The 17591-nt window shown below is 63.2% G+C and carries 14 protein-coding genes, 1 other RNA gene and 1 pseudogene; 7 read left to right on the top strand and 9 right to left on the bottom strand.

Annotation, left to right across the window (positions count from 1 at the left end; genetic code table 11):
* Window positions 1–472 precede the first annotated feature (472 nt).
* The 5 genes and pseudogenes from F1002_RS07205 to F1002_RS07190 all read right to left on the bottom strand — a co-directional run bounded on the left by F1002_RS07205 (window position 473) and on the right by F1002_RS07190 (window position 6594).
* Window positions 473–1228 (bottom strand): ABC transporter ATP-binding protein, encoded by a 756-nt coding sequence (locus tag F1002_RS07205; protein WP_150428334.1) that lies wholly within the window; start codon window positions 1226–1228, stop codon window positions 473–475.
* The gene (locus F1002_RS21195) at window positions 1228–2988 is read right to left on the bottom strand and encodes an ATP-binding cassette domain-containing protein (protein WP_223879516.1); all 1761 of its coding nucleotides are present in this window, start codon (window positions 2986–2988) and stop codon (window positions 1228–1230) included. Before F1002_RS21195 ends, F1002_RS07205 begins: the two co-directional genes overlap by 1 nt.
* 60 nt (window positions 2989–3048) lie before the next feature.
* Window positions 3049–4083: pseudogene (locus F1002_RS21190) on the bottom strand (branched-chain amino acid ABC transporter permease); the annotation flags it as partial.
* Between the two features lie 152 nt (window positions 4084–4235).
* Window positions 4236–5375, bottom strand: coding sequence for an ABC transporter substrate-binding protein (locus F1002_RS07195; protein ID WP_150428332.1), 1140 nt, complete (start codon window positions 5373–5375; stop codon window positions 4236–4238).
* A 79-nt stretch (window positions 5376–5454) separates the two neighbouring features.
* Window positions 5455–6594 (bottom strand): ABC transporter substrate-binding protein, encoded by a 1140-nt coding sequence (locus tag F1002_RS07190; RefSeq protein WP_150428331.1) that lies wholly within the window; start codon window positions 6592–6594, stop codon window positions 5455–5457.
* A gap of 125 nt (window positions 6595–6719) precedes the next feature.
* Between F1002_RS07190 and F1002_RS07185 the strand changes: the two genes are divergently transcribed.
* The 7 genes from F1002_RS07185 to F1002_RS07155 all read left to right on the top strand — a co-directional run bounded on the left by F1002_RS07185 (window position 6720) and on the right by F1002_RS07155 (window position 12542).
* A complete protein-coding gene (locus F1002_RS07185; RefSeq protein ID WP_150428330.1) occupies window positions 6720–7313 on the top strand; it encodes a riboflavin synthase in 594 nt (197 codons plus the stop codon).
* Window positions 7314–7322: 9 nt separating this feature from the next.
* The gene (locus F1002_RS07180; RefSeq protein WP_150428329.1) at window positions 7323–7850 is read left to right on the top strand and encodes a hypothetical protein; all 528 of its coding nucleotides are present in this window, start codon (window positions 7323–7325) and stop codon (window positions 7848–7850) included.
* Window positions 7851–7854: 4 nt separating this feature from the next.
* Window positions 7855–8185: a transfer-messenger RNA gene (gene ssrA / locus F1002_RS07175) on the top strand.
* 119 nt (window positions 8186–8304) lie between these two features.
* Window positions 8305–10575, top strand: coding sequence for an ABC transporter substrate-binding protein (locus tag F1002_RS07170; protein ID WP_150428328.1), 2271 nt, complete (start codon window positions 8305–8307; stop codon window positions 10573–10575).
* Window positions 10576–10708: 133 nt separating this feature from the next.
* The gene (locus F1002_RS07165) at window positions 10709–11377 is read left to right on the top strand and encodes an energy transducer TonB (protein ID WP_223879493.1); all 669 of its coding nucleotides are present in this window, start codon (window positions 10709–10711) and stop codon (window positions 11375–11377) included.
* A gap of 17 nt (window positions 11378–11394) precedes the next feature.
* Window positions 11395–12129, top strand: coding sequence for a MotA/TolQ/ExbB proton channel family protein (locus F1002_RS21390; RefSeq protein ID WP_150428327.1), 735 nt, complete (start codon window positions 11395–11397; stop codon window positions 12127–12129).
* Between the two features lie 2 nt (window positions 12130–12131).
* A complete protein-coding gene (locus tag F1002_RS07155) occupies window positions 12132–12542 on the top strand; it encodes a biopolymer transporter ExbD (protein WP_150428326.1) in 411 nt (136 codons plus the stop codon).
* A 6-nt stretch (window positions 12543–12548) separates the two neighbouring features.
* Here the strand turns inward: F1002_RS07155 and F1002_RS07150 are convergent, their stop codons facing one another.
* From F1002_RS07150 to F1002_RS07135, 4 genes are all read right to left on the bottom strand, one after another.
* Window positions 12549–13088 carry a Crp/Fnr family transcriptional regulator gene (locus tag F1002_RS07150; RefSeq protein WP_150428325.1) on the bottom strand — a complete coding sequence of 180 codons (540 nt, stop codon included), beginning with the start codon at window positions 13086–13088 and terminating at the stop codon, window positions 12549–12551.
* Between the two features lie 70 nt (window positions 13089–13158).
* Window positions 13159–15435, bottom strand: coding sequence for a TonB-dependent receptor (locus tag F1002_RS07145; RefSeq protein ID WP_191090332.1), 2277 nt, complete (start codon window positions 15433–15435; stop codon window positions 13159–13161).
* A gap of 138 nt (window positions 15436–15573) precedes the next feature.
* A complete protein-coding gene (gene ptsP, locus F1002_RS07140; RefSeq protein WP_150428324.1) occupies window positions 15574–17316 on the bottom strand; it encodes a phosphoenolpyruvate--protein phosphotransferase in 1743 nt (580 codons plus the stop codon).
* Between the two features lie 5 nt (window positions 17317–17321).
* Window positions 17322–17591, bottom strand: a complete 270-nt coding sequence (locus F1002_RS07135; RefSeq protein ID WP_150428323.1) for an HPr family phosphocarrier protein — start codon at window positions 17589–17591, stop codon at window positions 17322–17324.

The raw sequence follows: 17591 nt of genomic DNA, 5'->3' as shown, positions 1-17591 counted from the left end.
GATAACCAATAAAAATGCACCACTTTTTATGGAAGCTCGCTTAATAGGACCTATCAAAGCGCTTTCTACATAGCACGTAGCAGGCCAAGGCTTGGTTGCATATAAATCAATTGGTTATGCAAATGTTTTGGCTTTGCGAAAGAGACAAAATGTCCAGTCGTTGGACATTTTGTCTCTTTTCCTATGCGACCTATTCCCAAATGTTAACTGGCTGAAATCGCTGGATTGGGGACCAAATTACCCGGATGCCTGAACGTCTGGAAAGGCCGATGTGAGCGAATTGGCTAATTGGCAGCCTTCGGAGTGGACCTGTCTCCTGAATGACTGCTCAGTGGTGCCTGCCGGATGCAGAATCTCTTGCTTAAAAAAACGGAACCCGCTGGGGTTCCGTTTTTTGTTTTGCCTTCGTACACCATCGCAAATGGCTTGAAGTGACGAAGTCAGCCTCCCGGCGTTGGAGCAGCGGGAGGGCTCAGTGCTTCTGGCCGAGCCCCAGATAAGCCTCGATAACCCGCGGATCGGCTGCCAGCTCTGCGCTCGGCCCGGCCAGCGACACCTCACCGGTTTCCAGCACGTAGCCGTAATCCGAGACCTGCAGGGCAGCGCGGGCGTTCTGCTCGACGAGCAGGATGGCGACGCCGGTTTCCTTGAGTGCCGAGATGGTGCGGAAGATTTCCTTGATGATCAGCGGGGCGAGGCCAAGACTGGGCTCGTCGAGCATCAGCAGCTTCGGCTTGGCCATCAGGGCGCGGCCCATAGCGAGCATCTGGCGTTCGCCGCCGGAGAGCGTGCCGGCCAGTTGGTTGCGGCGCTCCTGTAGGCGCGGGAAGAGTTCGAAGACCTCGTCCATGGTCTCGATCTCGTCGCGGTGGCCGGTGCGGTAGCGGTCGAAGGCGCCGAGCAGCAGGTTGTCCTCGACGCTCATTTCGGCGAACAGCTCACGCTTTTCCGGCACCAAGGTCATGCCGTGGCGGACGAGATGTTCGACCGAGCGGTCGTGCTTCTGCAGGTGGCCCATGTAGACGATGTCGCCGTCGGATGGCAGCAGGCCCATCAGGGCGGAGAGCAGGGTCGTCTTGCCGGCGCCATTGGGGCCGATCACGGTAACGATCTCGCCGCGGCGGATGGTCAGGCTGACTTCGTGCAGTGCCTCGACCTTGCCGTAGGCGACGCGCAGGTTCTTGACGTCAAGGATGACCTCGTTGTCGTGCAGGTGGGTCATGCTCATTATTCGACCCCTCCCAGATAGGCTTCAAGTACCTTCGGATCCTTCTGTACCTGCTCGGGCAGGCCTTCGGCGATCTTTTCGCCGAATTCCATGACCACGATGCGGTCGGCCAGGCCCATGACGAAATCCATGTCGTGTTCGACGAGCAGGATGCCCATGCCTTCGGCGCGCAGCTTGCGCAGCAGTTCGGCCAGCGCCTGTTTCTCGCGGTAGCGCAGGCCGGCGGCCGGCTCGTCGAGGAGCAGCAGGCAGGGATCGGAAGCCAGCGCCCGGGCAATCTCGACAATGCGCTGCTGGCCAAGCGCCAGGCTGCCGGCCGGATCGAACATGTGCTCACCCAAGCCAACGCGCTCGATCTGGCGGGCGGCTTCGGCAAGCAGGCGGTTTTCCTCGGCACGGTCGAGGCGCAGGGCAGACGACAAGACGCCCTTGCTGCCGCGCAGATGGGCGCCGATGGCGACGTTTTCCAGCACGCTCATGTTGCCGAGCAGGCGCACGTGCTGGAAGGTCCGGCTCATGCCGCGCCTGGCGATGTCGCGGGCCTGAAGGTCGGCCGTCGATTCGCCGAGGAAGGCGATCTTGCCTTCGGTGGCCGGATTGACCGCCGAAATGCAGTTGAACATCGTGCTCTTGCCGGCGCCGTTGGGGCCGATCAGTGCCATCACTTCGCCGGCCTTCACGCTCAGGCTCATGTTGTTGTTGGCAACCAGACCGCCAAAGCGCTTGGTGACCTCGCTGGCTTCCAGCAGGACGGTGCCGCTGGCCGTCGGCTGGCGGCGCGGCAGCGGCTCGGCTTGCGGAATCTCGCGGCTGACGGCGCGGGCCGGCAACAGGCGCAGGATGACGGGCCACAGCCCCGCCCGTGCCTTCTGCAGCACCAGCACCATGGCGATGCCGAAGACGATGATCTCGAAGTTGCCGCTCTGGCCGAGCAGTTGCGGCAGCCAGTCCTGCAGCCACTGTTTCAGCACCGTGATGACGCCGGCGCCGAGCACGGCGCCCCAGACGTGACCGATGCCGCCGACCACGGCCATGAACAGGTATTCGATCCCCTGGTTCAGCGCGAATGGCGTCGGGTTCACGAAGCGTTGCAGGTGGGCGTAGAGCCAGCCGGAAACGCTGGCCAGCATGGCGGCGATCAGGAAGATGATGATCTTTTCACGGGCGGTGTTCACACCCATCGCCTCGGCCATCACGGTACCGCCCTTGAGGGCGCGGATGGCACGGCCGACGCGCGAATCGAGCAGGTTGCTGATGCTGATGATGGCGAGCACGACTATCAGCCAGATCAGGTAGAAGAACTCGCGTCCCGACTTCAGTTCCCAGCCGAACAGCGTTACCGACGGAATGCCGGTGATGCCGGTATGGCCGCCGAGGAATTCGACGTTGCCGAACAGGAAATAGAGACTGATACCCCAGGCGATGGTGCCCAGCGGCAGGTAGTGGCCGCCCATGCGCAGGGTGATGAAGCCGAGCGACAGCGCGACGGCGGCGGTCAGGGCCATGCCGATGAAGAGCGTGAGCCAGGGCGAGACGCCATGCACCGTCGTCAACCAGGCCGTGGTGTAGGCGCCGAGGCCGACGAAAGCCGCCTGGCCGAAGGAAGTCAGGCCACCGACCCCGGTCAGCAGCACGAGGCCGACGGCGACGATGGCGTAGAGGCCGATGTAGTTGAGCAGGGTGACCGAAAACTCCGGCAACAGCTGCGGGGCAACGGCAAGGACGGCAATGAAGGCGAGGAGCGGCGCATGGCGACGCAGCGCACTGGCGGTACCGGCTTTGCCCGACGTATTGCCGCCGACCACTTCGTCGCCCTTTTCCTCTTCTTCCTCGATATGGTGAGCCGTCAGGGAGCGCCACAGCAGTACGGGGATGATCAGCGTGAAGACGATGACCTCCTTGAAGGCGCTGGCGTGGAAGGACGAGAAGGACTCGAGCAGTCCGACCAGGATGGCACCCAGCGCGGCGATCGGGTAGGAGGCCAGGCCACCGATGATGGCGCCGACGAAGCCCTTGAGACCGATCAGGAAGCCGGAATCGTAGTAGATGGTGGTGATCGGTGCGATCAGGATGCCGGAGAAGGCACCGATGGCGGCGGCCAGCGTGAAGCACAGCTTGCCGGCGAGGATGGGCGGAATGCCCATCAGGCGGGCGCCGGTGCGGTTCATCGCGGTGGCGCGCAGGGCCTTGCCGTAGATCGTGCGCTCGAAGAAGAAATAGAGGCCGATGATGAGCAGTGCCGAGGCGACGATGACGAGGATGGTTTGTCCCTGCAGCGGCGCACCGGCCAGTTCGAAGCTGAGATCGGTAAAGGCCGGCGTGCGCCAACCCTCGGCACCGAAAAAAAGCAGGCCAAGGCCGATCAGCGCCAGATGCACGGCGACCGAGACAATGAGCAGCACCAGAACCGGTGCGCTGGCCAGCGGTTGGAAGGCGATGCGGTAGATCATCGGACCGAGCGGCACGACCAGCAGCATGGCGAGAATGACCTGGCCCCACAGCGGTAATTGGCTGGGCGGCATGGCGAACAGCCCGGCCGCCGCGATCAGCGGAATGCCGACATTGGCGATCAGCAAGGTGGGCAGCTTGGCAAAGCGGCCGTCGCGCACCAGGCGGTAGCCGTCGAGCATGGCCACGGCACTCCCCAGGCCGAGCAGCAGCCACACGGTGCCCGGCACCTGGCCGGCCTGTAGCGACGCGAGGGTCAGCGCACCGAAGGCGACGAATTCGCCCTGCGGGATGAAAATGACGCGGGTGACGGCAAAGACCAGAACCAGCGCGAGGGCAAGCAGGGCGTAGATGGCGCCGTTGGTGACGCCGTCCTGACCGAGGAGAAGGAGAATCTGGAGGTCCATGTGACCGGAATCAATAAAGAAAAAGTGCGCTTGGCGCACCATGCAGCCGTTCCGGATGGCACGGCACTTGAGCGAAGCAACGCCCGGGCGCCGCCCGCGCAGGCCGTGCTAGCGCACGGCAGCGCGGGGCAACGCCGCGGTCGCCAGCCGGTTTACTTGAGCAGCTTCCAGGTACCGTTCTCGATGGTGACCATGACGCGGGCGCGCTGGTCGAAACCCTGGTGGTCGTTCGGCGTCAGGTTGAAGATGCCATGGGCGCCGGCCACGTTCTTGGTGCTTTCCAGCGCATCGCGCAGGGCACGGCGGAACTCGACGGTACCCGGCTTGGCCTTCTTGAGGGCGACCGGAACGGCGTTCTGCAGCAGCACGCCGGCATCCCAAGCATGGCCGCCGAAGGAGCTGACGCTGCCCTTGCCGTGGGCGGCTTCGTACTTGGTGACATATTCCATGGCCGACTTCTTGACCGGGTGGTCAGCCGGCAACTGGGCGGCGACGACCATCGGGCCGACCGGCAGGAAGGCGCCTTCGACATCCTTGCCGCCGACGCGCAGGAAGTCGTTGTTGGCGACGCCGTGGGTCTGGTAGATCAGGCCCTTGTAGCCTTTTTCCTTGAGGACCTTCTGCGGCAGGGCAGCCGGGGTGCCGGCACCGCCAACCAGCACGGCATCCGGCTTGGCGGCGATGATCTTGAGAATCTGGCCGGTCACCGAGGTGTCGTTGCGCTGGTAGCGCTCGCTGGCCACGATCTTCAGCTTGCGGGCCTCGGCGATCTTGGCGAATTCCTTGTACCAGCCTTCGCCATAGGCGTCGGCAAAGCCGATGAAGGCAACGCTGTGCACGTTCTTGTCGGTCATGTGCTGGACCAGCGCGGTCGCCATGTGGGCATCGTTCTGGGCGGTCTTGAACACCCACTTGCGCTTGTCGTCCATCGGCTCGACGACGATGGCCGAACCGGCCATGGAGATCAGTGGAGTTTCGTTCTCGACAGCCACGTCCATCATGGCCAGCGAGCTCGGGGTGGTGGTCGAACCGACGACGATATCGACCTTGTTCTCGCTGATCAGCTTCTTGATGTTTTTGGTCGCGGCGGTCGGGTCGGTCGCATCGTCGAGGACGATGTAATTGACCTTTTCGCCGGCAATGGTCGCCGGCAGCAGGGCGAAAGTGTTCTTTTCAGGGATGCCGAGCGAGGCGGCCGGGCCGGTGGCGGCGACGGAAACACCGACGTTGATGTCGGCCAGAGCAGCGGTGGACAAGGTGGCGAGAACGGCGACGGTCAGCTTTTTAATCATGATTTCACCCCGGAAAGGAAAGAAGGAAGTCTACCATGCACCGCTGCACCATTTCGGGGCAGCGGCACGTCTTGCATGCTTACTTTGCGAGTTTCCAGCCACCAGCCTTGATCGTGACCATGACGCGGGCGCGTTGATCGAGACCGAGGTGGTCGTTGGCACTCATGTTGTATACGCCGTGCGAGCCGGCGACATTCCGGGTGGCCTCCAGCGCGTCGCGCAGGGCGGCGCGGAATTCCTTGCTGCCCGGCTGGGCCTTCTTGAGCGCCACGGGGGCGGCATTGGCGAGCAGGATGCCGGCGTCCCAGGCATAGCCGCCGAACGCGTTCACGCTGCCCTTGCCGTATGCGGCTTCGTATTTGCCGACGTATTCCGTGGCGGTTTTCTTGACCGGATTGTCGGCCGGCAACTGGGCGGCGACGAGCACCGGGCCGGTGGGCAGCACGGTGTCCTCGCAATCCTTGCCGCAGACACGCAGGAAGTCGTTGTTGGCGACGCCGTGCGTCTGGTAGATGAGACCCTTGAAGCCTTTCTCCTTCAGCGATTTCTGCGGCAGGGCCGCCGGGGTACCGGCACCGCCGATCAGGATGGCGTCCGGCCTGGCGGACAGCGCCTTGAGAACCTGACCGGTGACCGAGGTGTCGGTGCGGTTGAAGCGTTCGTTGGCGACCAGCTTGATCTTGCGCACTTCCGCCAGCTTGGCGAACTCGTTGTACCAGCCTTCGCCGTAGGCGTCCGAAAAACCGATATAGGCGACGGTTTTGATGTCGTTGTTGGTCATGTGCTCGACGATGGCCGTGGACATCTGGGCATCGTTTTGCGGCGTCTTGAATACCCACTTGCGCTTGGCGTCCATCGGCTCGACGATGCGTGCCGAGGCGGCCAGGGCGATCATGGGCGTCTCGCCTTCGGCGGCGACGTCGACCATGGCCAGCGAATTGGGCGTCGTGGTGGAGCCGATGATCAGGTCGACATTGCTTTCGCTGATCAGCTTTTTGGCGTTCTTGACGGCGGTGGTCGTGTCCGAGGCGTCGTCGAGGACGATGTAATTGACCTTCTGTCCGGCGATGGTCTTCGGCAGCAGGTCGATGGTGTTCTTTTCCGGAATGCCGAGCGAGGCGGCCGGGCCGGTGGCCGACAGGGTGACCCCGACGTTGATGTCGGCCAGGGCCGTCGTAGCAAGTGTTGCCAAAAGCGCGGCGACCACGGTCTTTTTCATTGTTTGCTCCCTTTGGGTGAATCGATTACGCAAAGGTGAAAAGCTATTGCCAAACGAACTTTCGCGCAAGGCGGGCGTTCAATATGGCGTGATAGAGTGTTCTTTTTGTATCAACAGGGCCTGTCATGTTCTCTGGAATCATTGCGGCGGTCGGCCGCATTACCGAAATCACCCCGCGCGAAGTCGGCTGCCGCCTGCACGTCGATGCCGGCAAATTGCCCATGGACGACGTCGCGCTGGGCGACTCCATCGCCCACAACGGTGTCTGCCTCACGGTGGTGGCCAAGGAAGGCAATACCTTCGCCGTCGATGTCTCGCCGGAAACCCTGTCATGTACCGTCGGTCTGGCCGAAACCGGCCCGGTCAACCTGGAAAAGGCCCTGCGCCTGTCGGACGTGATCGGCGGCCACCTCGTATCGGGCCACGTCGATGGCGTCGGCGAAGTGCTGCGCTTCGACGCGGTGGGCGACAACCGGCTGCTCGAAATCCGCGCACCGAAAGAAATCGCCCGCTACATCGCGCGCAAGGGTTCGATTGTTGTCGATGGCACCAGCCTGACCACCAATGCGGTCAACGGCACCGATTTCACCATCAACCTGATCCCGCATACGCTGGAAAATACCACCCTGAATCGCCTGCAGCCTGGCAGCAAGGTCAATCTGGAAGTTGACCTGATCGCCCGCTACTGCGAGCGCCTGCTGGCTGCGGAGCGGGAGTAAGCGCTCGCCATGAGCGTTCGTGCCGGCATCTGCCTCCTGCTCATCGGCCTGCTGGCCGCCTGCACGGGTTATGACGGGATTGGCCGGATTCCCGTCGATGCCCGGCTGGTCGATGTCGAACAGGCCATGGGCGTACCCTCGCTCCGCTGGCGTGAGGCCGACGGGGGCGAAACGCTGGTCTATCCCTCCGGGGCGATGGGTTTTCACACCTATTTCGTGCGCGGCGATGCCGGGGGGCGCTTCGTGTCGCGCGAAAACGTGCTGACCATGAAGCACTTTGCCCGCCTCCAGGCCGGCATGACGCAGGAGGAGGTCGTGCGCGTCATCGGGCCGCCCGTTCCGGAATGGACCGTCTATTTCAAGGCGCGTGACGAGTTGGTCTGGGAGTGGCGCTACTGCGACGACTGGAGCGAGCCGGCCCGCTTCAACGTGCTGTTCGACGGTACCACCCTGCGCCTGCGCTCGACCTTGACGGCTACAGAACGTTTGCGCAACAGTTTTGACCGTTTTGGCGCGCGGGCATGGTGCGGGCAGTGATATTTCGTGGCCGTGGCTTGAAAAACCCCCATCCCGCCCCCATAATTCGAAGCATGGTTGTAATTCCGGCAATCTGGAGGCGTTCTGGACAGGGGTTCGATTCCCCTCACCTCCACCCAAGGGCATTCCGCTGAGTGCGTTTGGATGGGGGTGTACTGGCTTCGACAGGGCGGACAAAGGTGCGCAGGCAACTCGTCAGGCGATCGACGTTAATGAAGCAAATCCATAATTGCCAATGATGAGCAATTCGCTATCGCCGCCTAATAACGGCTAGCTGGGGCCGCTGAAGCCTTATTACCCAAGACAGCCGGCGGGGACTTCGGTCCCCGCCGTCACGTTCACGTTTCCTGATGGCTTGCTCCGGTGCTTGGGGGCGTTCCGGCTATCATGCTTCCTTCAGGCTTTGCGCAAGCCACTTTGTTCCATTTCAGGGATACCAGATACCGATATAGTCATGATGTCAGGGGTACTTCGTTTTTTCCGTTGCTGGCTGGCCATCGTCTGTGTGGGCTGGGCGGGCACGGTGCTGGGCCTCGAGCGTGTTTCGGTGCAACTGCCGTGGAAGCATCAGTTCGAATTTGCGGCGTTCTATGCTGCCGAGGCCAAGGGTTACTACCGCGATGCCGGTCTGGCGGTTGATATTCTCGAGGGTGATCCCGGCGTCGACACGGTGTCGACGGTGCTGTCCGGGAAGGCGGATTTCGGCATCGGTACGTCGTCGCTGGTCATCGACCGCCATCAAGGCAAGCCGGTGGTCGCCCTGGCGGCGCTGATGCAGCATTCGCCGGTCGGGCTGCTTGCCCGCCGGGCGCACGGGATCAACAGCGTGAGCGACCTGGCCGACCGGCCGGTTGCCGTCGATGTGCATAGCAGCAACGAAATCGAAGCCTACCTGAAGGCCTCGGGCCTGCCGGCCAACCGGTTGAAGCTGGTGCCGCAGACCGACTGGACCCTGGCGTCGGTTGACCGTGGCGAGCATGCGGCCAAGGCCGTCTATCTCTCGAACGAACCTTTCCTGATCAGCGGACGGGAGCATGAGTATCTGCTGCTCACGCCGCGTTCGGCAGGGATCGACCTGTTCGGCAACATATTGTTCACCACCGAGTCGATGCTCGGCAAACGTCCCGAACTGGTCCGGGCCTTTCGCGAGGCAACGCTGAAAGGGTTGGTGTATGCGCTCGACCATTCGGATGAAATCGCGCAGTTGGTCATCGAACGCTACAACACGCAGGGCAAATCGCTGGAACACTTGCGCTTCGAGGCGGAGCAGATTCGCGAATTGACGCGTCCGGATATCGTCGAGGCCGGCTACATGAATCCGGGACGCTGGCGGCATGTGGTTGCGGTCTATGCCAGCCAGAAGCTGATGCCCGGGGATTTCGACGTCGAGCCTTTTCTCTATGCGCCGGATCGGCGCCAGGCGCTTCCTGCCTGGTTGCTGTGGTCGATGGCGATCACGCTGGCCCTGCTGGTGTGTGCGTTGTTGGTGGCGGTGCGCATGCGCCGCATCAACTTCGCTCTCCAGCGGGAGGCCGGCGAGCGGCAGCGCGCCGAGCGCAAGTACCGCGAGCTGGTCGAGAATGCCAATGTGATCATTCTTCGGCTGTCGCCGTCGGGGGTGGTGACTTACTTCAACGAGGTTGCCGAGCGGGTGTTCGGCTTCCGTGCCGACGAAGTGATCGGCAGGCCGATCATCGAGACCATCGTTCCGGCATCGGAGAGCGTGACCGAACGCGATTTGGCGCGCGTGATTTCGGCCATCCTTGACGATCCCGAGGCATATGCCGAGAACGAGAACGAAAACGTGACCCGGGACGGCCGGCGAATCTGGGTGCGCTGGTTCAATCGCGCCATCCTGAGCCGGGATGAGCGTTTCGAAGGGGTGCTGTGCATCGGGCACGACATTACCGAGCAGCATGGTCTCGAGATTGAGCTGGCACAGTATCGCGACCATCTGGAAGAGCAGGTGAACGAACGTACCCGCGAGCTGTCGCTGGCGCGGGAGGCAGCCGAACGCCTGTCGGAAGTGAAAAGCCGCTTTCTGACCAACATGAGCCACGAGATGCGGACACCCCTGCACCAGATCAATGGCCTGTTGCAGATATTCAAGCGCCAGGAGATGACCGCGAAGCAGACGCAATTGCTGGAGCGGCTGCAAGCGGCGACCCAGGGCCTGACGCGAACCATCGACGCGATCCTTGAGATGAGCTGGATCGATTCCGGTCGGCTCGCCTTGAAGCGGCAGGTATTTGCCCTGCAAGTGTTGATCGACGAAATAGCGGGCATGGCCGCCGAGCAAGCCAGCGTCAAGGGACTGGAATTCGTGTGCGATACGCACCTGACCGATACCCAGGTGGTGGGTGACCCGGTGCTCATCCGGCGGGCCATCGCCAATTACATCGACAACGCCATGCGCTTTACGCCGAACGGCAGGATCACCTTGCGCGCGAATGCCGAATTGTTCCCCGGAGGCGAACTGGAGTTGCGGCTGGAAGTCGAGGATACGGGCGTTGGTATCGCCGCCGAGGATATCGACCGGCTTTTTTCGATTTTCGAGCAAGGCGACAACTCGCAGAGCCGTCTTTATAGCGGCCTCGGTGTTGGCCTGGCGATGACCCGGCAAATTGCCCTGGCCATGGGCGGCAAAGTCGGTTGCCGCAGCGTGCTGGGGGAAGGCAGCGTCTTCTGGCTGACCTTCCGGCTGGCGCGCGTCGGCGGGCAGTGAGCGTGTTGTGTCCGGAATGAACTCGCGCCAATCTGCGACAATATGCCGCATCGGCAACGCGGCGCCACTCGATTACAATCGATTTTGTTATAAGTGGCTGTTTTTATGTGTATTTTGATATGAATCAAGGGCTGTGAACGATACGATGGTCTTGCCACCACTGGATCTGCCCGAGCGCCATCCGTCGCCGGCAGAGCGGGCTTTCAACCTGTTGGCTGTCGTTCTGCTGCATGCCGTGCTGGCCTATGCCCTGCTCTTCTTTTCGGTCAAGAACGAGCTCATTTCGTTGCCTTCCAGCATCACCGTCCGGCTGTTGCCCATGATCGAGGAGCCGCCGGCTACTGCGAAACCCCTGCCGCCGCCGCCGAAGGCGCCTGCACGCAAGCAGCCGGTCGTTCCGCCGCAACCGGTTCTGGCTGCAGCGGTCCCGGCCGCTCCCAGCAGCTTTGTCGTGGCCCCGCAGCCGCCGGCTCCCCCGGCTCCGCAGCCCGTCGCGCCACCTGCACCGGCGCCGGTGACCATCGTTGCCGCACGCTTCGACGCCGACTACCTGCATAATCCGAAGCCCGTCTACCCGGCACTTTCCCGTCGCTTGAGCGAGGAGGGCAAGGTGTTGCTGAAGGTGCGCGTCAGCGCCCAGGGTGCCGCATTGGAGGTGGTCGTCTCGAAATCGAGCGGCTTTCCGCGTCTCGATGCAGCGGCCGTGGCGGCTGTGGAGCGCTGGCGCTTTGTTCCAGCCCGGCGCGGAGACGAGCCGGTCGATTCGTCGGTGGTCGTTCCGATCGCCTTTGCGCTTGACTGATTCAAAAAGGAAATTTCATGCATTCGCCAATGGGCCTGGCCCACTTCTGGAGCCAGGGTGACCTGGTAACACACATCACCGCCGTGATCTTGGCGCTGCTCTCGGTCGCTTCCTGGTCGGTCATCCTCAGCAAACTGTTGTCGGCCTGGCGGGCATCCCGCTCGCAGGAACGGGCGTTGAATTCCTTCTGGAGCGCCAATTCGCTGCCCGAGGCACTCGAGGCCCTGCGCCGCGACGATCCGTCGGGCGTCTTCGCCGGACTGGCGCTGACCGGTGCGCACGCTGCGCAGGCGCATCAGCAGAATGCCGCACGCGGTATCGGTGCCGGGGTCAATGCCAGCGAATTCGTAACCCGCGCCATGCGTTCGCACATCGTGAACACCCAGGCCCGCATCGAGCGCGGGCTGACCTTTCTGGCGTCGGTGGGTTCGACAGCACCGTTCATCGGCCTGTTCGGGACCGTCTGGGGCATTTATCACGCCCTGGTCGGGCTTTCCGGCGCAACCCAGGTGGTCCTCGACAAGGTGGCCGGCCCGGTCGGCGAGGCCCTGATCATGACGGCGGCCGGACTTTTCGTCGCCATTCCCGCCGTGCTGGCCTACAACGCCTTCACCCGTTCGAACCGGCTTCTTGCGGTGCAACTTGACGGCTTCGCCCACGACCTGCATGCCTACCTGACAACCGGCGTCCGGGTCGGCGGCAATACGCAACTGGTCGACATCGCTGCCGCGCGCGCCAAACAGGTGGTCTGATCATGGCTTTCGGGAGCTTCGACGAGGGCGGAACCGGCCAGCCGATGGCCGAAATCAACACCACCCCGCTGGTGGATGTGATGCTCGTGCTGCTGGTCATCTTCATCATCACGGCACCGCTGTTTCACCAGGCGGTGCCGATCGACCTGCCACAGGTCTCGGCCTCCAAGCTGGATGACAAGCCGGAGGTGATCCAGCTGGCGATCGATATCGACGGGCGGATTTTCTGGAATGGCGAGCCGGTTGCCCGCGATGCGCTGGATGGCCGTTTCGCTGCCGCCAGCGGCCGGCAGCCCGAATTGCACCTGCGTGCCGACCGCAAGGTGGCTTACGAGAAAGTGGCCGACGTGATGGCGGCGGCCCAGCGGGCCAGCATCGTCAAGATCGCTTTTCTAACCGAACCGACTCGCTAGCGCGGGTCATGCCAGCGCAAAGCTGCGCGTGGCGTGTACGCCGTCGAGGCGTATCGAGCGGATGACCTGATCGCGTTCGAGTTGCTTGACGATGCGGGAGATGGTTTCGAAGCGCAGGTCGGTGATGTCGGCGATGTCCTGGCGCGTGGGAAGTATGACGCGGCCGTTCCGGTCGGTGAGCAGGCGGATGAGGCCGAGAACGCGCTCGCTTGCCTGGCCGCCGCGCAGCGCGACCAGATCGGCGGCCCGCTGTTGTATCCGGTTCAGCGATGCGAGCAAGGCCGGCTTGTCGGCCACGCCGCCTTCCGGCCAAGGGTCGAGGCGGCAGTGCGTCAGGGCCGTGGCCCGGAAGGTGTAGCAGCCGAAGAGCAGCGTTTCGCAGCCGATGAGGTCGCCGGCGATGGCCAGGCTGGCAAAGCTGCCATGTCCGTCAGCTCCAACGCTGTCGAAACGGACGACCCCTTCGGTCAGTCGCCAGGCCTTGCCTTCACTCCCGGCTGCATGGATTTCTGCTCCGGGATCGGTCTTGCGGGGCTGGCGTGACATCGGGGAATCTCCGGCATGGATGGTAAAAAGCCCCGGTCGCGGGCCGGGGCTGTTCGGTGCTGGCTCGGGCTTAGAACTTCAGGTTGAAGCCGGCATAGAAGGAGCGGCCCATGCCCGGTACGGCGATGCCCCAGGGCATTGTGCCGTCGGCGGGGTTGAGGCTCATCGTCCGGCCCTGGCCGGTATAGGCGCCGCCGGTCGGCAGGGCGTAGTAGCGGTCGAAGAGGTTTTCGACGCCGAAATCGACGCGAACGTTCTTCCACGAATAACTGCCGCGCAAATGGGTCAGGCTGTAACCGGCCGTGGCGATTTCGTTGCGTACCCCCGATACGTCGTGCTTGCCCTGGACGCCGACGAACTCGATGGCATTGGCCCAGCCGCCCGACTGGTGGGTCAGGCTGAATTTGCCGTTGAGCGGCATGATGTTGTACAGGTTGTCGCCGGTATCGCGATTTTCGCCGCGGGTGTAATTGACCAGGCCCTTGACGCCGAATTCGCCAAAACCGGTCCGGGCCAGCGGGGCGCGGCCGGAGAGGTCGAGACCGTACAGGCGTGCGGACTGGTTGGCGTACTGCAACACCACGAACTGGTTGCGCGTATTGTTGTTGGCTGCCGTGCAGGCCGAGCCGGCGGTGCAGCGGACGGCGTCGATGTAGTCATCGACGTGGGTGTAGTACGGCGTGGCCTTGAGTTCCCAGCGACGGTCGGCGGCGTGCCAGTCGAAGGTGAAGGAGGCGGTGTAGGCCGTTTCCGGCTTCAGGTCCATATTGCCGATGTAGCCGTTGCCGTCGCCGACGAAGTTGTTCATGACCGCCGCCATGCTCCAGGTGGACCACGTGTAGCGCTCGTACAGATTGGGTGAGCGGACCTTGCGGGCCAGGCCGAACTCGATGTCGGCGCTCTGGCTGGGGGTGTAGCGGGCCAGCGCAGTGAGGTCCACGTTGTTGTCGGTACGGCTGTGGCTGCGGCTGTTGAAGGCGGCAGTGTCGACCAGCTGGTTGCCCATGGCCGTACCGTAGCCGTGAACGTTGCCAGCATCGGTTTCGACCCGCTCGTAGCGGGCGCCGAGCAGAGTGGTCCATTGCGGTCCGAAGCGCTTCTCCCATTCGGAGAAGATGCCCATGCGGTTGCGCTTGCCATTGTTGATGTTGTCAAAGGTGCCCGGCCACATGCCGGAACCGGATGGCGGCCACCAGTCGTTCAGCGTGTAATGCTGGTAGATGGCGCCCAGACGCAGCAGGTCGCCCTGCCCCAGTTCGATATCGCCCTTGAGGTTGATCCCGGTGGTCCGGCCGGCCGAGTACATCGGCATGCCATAGGCGCAGGTGTTGCTGATCGGCGAACACGGCGAACCGTTCGCTGCGGTCGAAGCACCCGACGAGGCACCGTACCAGATCCGCTTGTCGGCGCCGAAATCCATGAAATGGTCGACGCGCTCATGGTAGGCACGCGCTTCGAACAGACCCCATTCGAATTGGCCCAGATAGCGCAGATTGACGCGCTTCTGCTCATTGTCGAGCATGTCCATGCGCTGGTTGGGGTAGAGCTGGTAGGGCACATCCTGATAACCGAACTTGGCTTCGACCAGATGGTTGCCGCCGCGCAGGGCGAACCCGAGGGTATGCGTGCGGCTCTCGTAGGCGGTCGATCCGACTTCGTCGAGAGCCAGGCTGTGGCCGATACGGCCGGTCGCCGTGTTTTGCCGGAAATTGCCGCCGGCCTTGTAGTTGTCGGCCTTGGCCAGCGCCCCGGTGTAGCTGATGCTGAGGTTTTCGGTGGCCAGCGTGGCCGCCACGTTGCCGCCGATGGCGTTGTTGTTGCTGCGGGCGAAGGCGCCGATCTCGCCCTTGGCCAGCGTGCCTTGCCCCGGTGCCGCAAACTGCGGCGGCGCGGTTTCGGCGACGATGGCGCCACCAATGCTGTCGCCGCCCACGCTGACCGGCGCGATGCCTGCAAAGACCTTGATCTTGGCGACATTGCTCGGGTCCAGATAAGACAGCGGCGGGTTCATGTGGTTGGGGCAGGAGGCGATGAAATCCATGCCGTCGACGGTGATGCGCAGGCGATCGTCGGCCAGGCCGTGGATGGCCGGCAGGCTGGAGACGCCGCCGGCGCCGTAGAGGCTGACGCCCGGCACATCGCGCAGCAGCGCGGCGGTGTCACGGGTGATGGCGTGCTGGGCGGCGATTTCCGCCGAGCCGATCTGTTGCGGCGTGGCCGCATCGCGAATCTTGCCGGCATTGACGACGACCTCGTTCAGCGTCGTCTGGGCACAAGCGTGCTGCCAGGCCATGGCGGTACAGGCGAGCGCAACGGCGGTCGCCAATGGACGGAGTTGATAGCCCATGTAGTTCTCCCTGATTTTATTGGTATTCAAGCGGCGTCCGATTCTCCGCCTTTGCCAGGGAGTGGGGAATGTGACAAAACGCCGCGCGACAAAAGGTCGCACGGCGTTTTGTTTAGTCCTTAAGGTGGTGTTGCGCGCTCAGCCGTTGAGTTTTTCCAGCGCCTCGCGCAGCTTGCCCGGCTCGTCCAGGCGCAGGATCTTGCGAACGTTGGGGGCGAGATCGTTGACGTCCGATTTCAGCACGTGTTGCTTGACCTTCAGGATCTGCGACGGGTGCATCGAGAAGATGCGCAGGCCCATGCCGAGCAGCAGGCGGGTCAGTTCCGGATCGCCGGCCATTTCGCCGCACACCGAGACCGGGATATTGACCTTCTCGGCGCTGGCCAGCGTATGGGCGATCAGCATCAGTACCGCCGGGTGCAGCGGGTCGTAGAGCGCGGCCACCTGTTCGTCGGTACGGTCGATGGCCAGCGTGTACTGGATCAGGTCGTTGGTGCCGATGGAGAGGAAGTCGAGCCGGCGCAGGAACAGCCCGACGGCCAGTGCGGCGGCCGGGATCTCGATCATGCCGCCGACCTCGATGTTCTCGTCGAAGGCGACCTTTTCACCGCGCAGGCTGGATTTTGCCTGCTCGAGCGCAGCGAGTGTCTGGTCGATTTCGTGGGCATGCGCCAGCATCGGAATCAGCAGCTTGATCGGGCCGTGCCTGGAGGCGCGCAGGATGGCGCGCAACTGTGTCTGGAACATCCGCGGCTCGGCCAGCGACAGGCGAATGGCGCGACGGCCGAGGGCCGGGTTGGTCTTCACGCGGTCGCCGGCGCTGGCATTCGGATTCAGGTCCTTGTCGGCACCGAGGTCGAAGGTACGGATGGTGACCGGCCGGCCACCCATGCCCTTGACCACCTTCTTGTAGGCCTCGTACTGCTCCTGCTCGTCGGGTATGTCGCCGCGGTCGAGGAAGAGGAATTCGGTACGGAACAGGCCGATGCCCTGGGCGCCGCAATCAAGGGCAACCGGCACGTCGCCCGGCAGTTCGATGTTGGCGAACAACTGCACGTCAACGCCGTCGATCGTCTCCGATTTGGCGGTCTTCAGATGCTTGAGCTTCGATTTCTCGAGCTCGATCTGTTCCTTGCGCAGCTGGTACTCGTCGAGGATGCGCTGGTCCGGATTGACGATGACGACACCGCGCAGGCCGTCGACGATCAGCAGCTCGCCGTCGCGGATCAGGCCGCGGGCGTTTTCCAGACCGAGTACGGCAGGAATCGCCATCGAGCGGGCAAGGATGGCGGTATGCGAGGTGGCGCCGCCAACATCGGTGATGAAGGAGGCGAAGCGGTGTTCCTTGAAGGCGATCGTATCGGCCGGCGACAGGTCGTGGGCGACGACGATCAGGCTCTCTTCCTTCGACTTCCTGGCGTTTTTCAGCGCCGCACGCCCGGGGTGGCCGAGCAGTTCCTTGACCACCCGCTCGACGACCTGCACCACGTCGAACTTGCGTTCGCGCAGGTAGGTGTCCTCGAACTGGTCGAACTGGTCGACCAGGTGCTCCATCTGCTGGACCAGCGCCCATTCGGCGTTGCACCGCCGCTCGCGGATGATGTCGCGCGGCTTCTCGGCCAGTTCCGGGTCTTCCAGAAACATGGTGTGGATGTCGATGAAGGCGTTGAGCTCGGCCGGTGCGTGCTCGGTGTTTTCCTTCATCAGGATCAGCTCGTCCTTGACTGCCTTGATGGCGGCATCGAAGCGCTCGATTTCCTTGTCGATCAGGCGCGGAGCCAGCGTCAGGTGGGCCACCTCCAGGGTGGCGTGCGACATCAGCATGGCTCGCCCGATGGCGATGCCGCCGGAAACGCCCAGGCCGTGTAGCGTGAAGCTCATGTGGCTTATTCTCCTTCGCCGAAATAGTCGGTGATCAGCGCGAGCAGCGCTTCCATCGCCTCGGCTTCGTCGGCACCGTCGGTTTCCAGCGTCACTTTCGAGCCCTTGCCGGCGGCCAGCATCATGACGCCCATGATGCTCTTGGCGTTGATGCGGCGCGCGCCCTTGCTCATCCACACCTCGCACTTGTACTTGCCGGCAAGCTGGGTCAGCTTGGCGGAGGCGCGGGCGTGCAGGCCAAGCTTGTTGATGATTTCGGTTTCCTGGGTCAGCAT

It is taken from the genome of Dechloromonas sp. CZR5, from assembly GCF_008711155.1.
GTDB lineage: Bacteria > Pseudomonadota > Gammaproteobacteria > Burkholderiales > Rhodocyclaceae > Azonexus.
This window is presented reverse-complemented; position numbering and strand designations above follow the sequence as displayed.